3 protein-coding genes are annotated in these 2,762 nt (G+C 60.6%); all 3 read left to right on the forward strand.

The features are described 5' to 3' along the window. A partial coding sequence (locus AC01YT_RS13550) for a magnetosome magnetite crystal formation protein family (RefSeq protein ID WP_476676280.1) occupies positions 1-734 on the forward strand: 734 nt, incomplete at its 5' end. After that, positions 731-2,185, forward strand: a complete 1,455-nt coding sequence (gatB, locus tag AC01YT_RS13555; RefSeq protein WP_476676281.1) for an Asp-tRNA(Asn)/Glu-tRNA(Gln) amidotransferase subunit GatB — start codon at positions 731-733, stop codon at positions 2,183-2,185. The genes AC01YT_RS13550 and gatB, both read left to right, overlap by 4 nt. Positions 2,186-2,232: 47 nt before the next feature. Next, on the forward strand, positions 2,233-2,721 hold the full coding sequence (locus AC01YT_RS13560) for a GNAT family N-acetyltransferase (RefSeq protein ID WP_476676283.1): 489 nt from the start codon (positions 2,233-2,235) through the stop codon (positions 2,719-2,721). The last annotated feature ends 41 nt before the right edge of the window (positions 2,722-2,762 follow it).

Consider the following 2,762-nt stretch of genomic DNA (forward strand, 5'->3'; position numbering starts at 1 on the left):
TCCTGGGGGTGGTGGGGCTGGGGGTGGGTGTGCTTTACGTCGGCGGGGCAGTCGTTCTGCTCTTGCTCTCATCCCTCATCTCTCAGGACGTCAGCAGCGTGCTCTTTGTGCTCGCCTCGGCGTTCGGCCTGGTCAGTTTGGCCGCCACCTGGGGGCTGCTGACACTGGGCGGAGTGATCGCCGCCATCCTGTGCCTGAGCGGGCAGGACGTGCGTTATCCCCTGCTCGGCGCGCACGTGGAGCGCGCCCTGCGCGCCGAAGGTGAGCCCGCGGCACTCGACCCCGAACGCGAGGCACGCTGGATGGCCGCGCTGACTTACGGCGGCGTGCTGTTCGGCTTTTACGGCTGGCTGCTGCCACTCATCGTCTGGCTGACCCAGAAAGACCGGTCGCCGCTACTGCGCTTCCATGCCCTGCAATCGCTCCTCTATCAGGGCATCGGCAACCTGCTGTTGTTTTTGGCCAATTTGGTGATCATGGTGACCGTATTCCCGCTGGTACTCATCCTGGCGCTGGTGGAGCGCGCCGCCGCGCCCCTGGCGCCTTTTTTCCTCATCCCCTTGGGAATGCTATGGCTCGCTGGATTGGGATTTTCCTTCATCTATGTGATTTTGGGACTGTGGGCCGGCCTGCGCCTGGCGCAAGGGCTTGAGGTCATCCTGCCCGGCCTGGGGCGCTGGCTGCGTCAACGCCTGACCATTTCCCCGTCTGCATCCGGAGGTTTGCACGCATGACCGACTACGAGGCGATTATCGGCCTGGAGACCCACATCCAACTGAACACGCTGACCAAGATCTTTTGCGCCTGCAAGGCTGATTCGTGGAACGACCCGCCCAATACCAACATCTGCCCGGTGTGCACCGGCCTGCCCGGCGTGCTCCCGGTGCTCAACCGTGCCGCAGTGGAGAAGGCTGCCTTGCTCGCTCTGGCCATGCACGCCGAGCTCAACGAGGTCTCTTTCTTCGATCGCAAGAACTACTTTTACCCCGACCTGCCCAAGGGGTATCAGATCTCGCAGTATGACCGTCCCCTGGCGTCCGGGGGCTACATAGATATCCCCATGCCGGCCACCCCCGAGCGCCCGGCCTACGTACGCCGCGTCAACATCATCAAACTGCATATCGAGGAAGATGCCGGCAAGACCAAAAACGTCAACGGGCGGCGCTGGATTGATTTCAACCGCTGCGGTGTGCCGCTGGTGGAGATGGTCACCGGGCCGGATTTACGCTCCGCGGATGAGGCCGCACAGTACCTCATCCGCTTGCGCCAGTTGCTGCGTTGGCTGGGCATCTCCGAAGCGGATATGGAGAAGGGGCACCTGCGCTGCGATGCCAACGTCTCCATCCGCCCCAAGGGCGCAGATTATTTCAACCCCAAGACCGAGATCAAGAACGTCAATTCGATTGAGAACGTGCGCGATGCCATCCAGCACGAGATCGAACGCCAGATCCGCGAGGTGGAAGCTGGGCGCACCATTGAAGCCTGGACGTTGGAATGGGATGAGGACGCCGGCGTCCTGCGCAAGATGCGGTCCAAAGAGACCGAGGCCGATTACCGCTACTTTAAAGAGCCCGATCTGCTCCCCCTGCGCATTGATGTGGAGTGGAAAGCGGCTATCCTGGCCCAGCGGGTGGAACTGCCGCTCGAACGCCGCCAGCGCTTCATCGAAGCCTACGGCTTGCCCGAGTACGATGCCGAAATCCTGACCGGCGAACGAGCGCTCTCGGATTACTTTGAGCAGACGGTGCAGGCCTACGGCGGCGACCCCAAGAAGGTCTCGAACTACCTGATGAACGACATCCTGCGCATGCTCAACGAGAGTGGCAAGAGCGCCGCCGACCTGCGCCTCACCCCGGCTTACCTGGCCGAGATCCTCAAACTGGCCGACGCCGGCACCATCAACACCTCAACCGCCAAGGCCCTTTTGCAGAAGGTGGAAGAAAGCGGGCGCTCACCGCGCGAGATCGTCGAAGCCGAAGGACTGGCCAAGGTCAGCGATGCCGAGGCCATCCGCGTCGTATGCCGCGAGGTGATCGCCGAGAACCCCACCGAGGTGGAGACCTACCGCAAGGGCAAGGTTACGCTGATCGCCTGGTTTGTCGGCCAGGTGATGAAGAAAATGCGTGGCAAAGCCGACCCCACCCTGGCGCGCCAGATTCTGGAGGAATTGCTCCGCGAGGGGTGAGCCAGAATTCTGGGTCCTCTTCAGGCTCTCAGCGCAGGGCTTGGAAAATGAACTTTTGGATTCGTCCTATTCAACCTCAGGATCGAACAACTCTGGCCGATTTTATGCACACCTATTGGGGGGCAGATCTTATTGTGGTCCACGGGACCACTTTCCAGCCCTCAGCGCTACCGGGTTTCCTGGCTCTCGAAGGGGATATATGGGTGGGGGTGATCACGTATCACCTCGTCGGTGACCAATGCGAAATTGTAACGTTGGATAGCCTGCGTCCCGGGCACGGGATTGGCACTGCACGTCTCGCTGCGGTGCAGGAGATAGCTCAAAACCTCGGTTGCCGCCGATTATGGCTCATCACCACGAACGATAACCTCGCCGCACTGTATTTCTACCAAAAACGTGGTTTTAGGCTCAGAGCCGTCTACCCCGACGCGGTTACCCGCGCACGGCACATTAAACCCCAGATTCCGTTCGTAGGAGAAAATGGCATCCCTATCCGGGATGAGATTGAACTAGAATTGATTCTACCCGCGCCCTGATTCTAAAGACAAGACTTTTTCCGGTATCCTCATCAGGCGTG

This window comes from Thermanaerothrix sp., assembly GCF_056331585.1.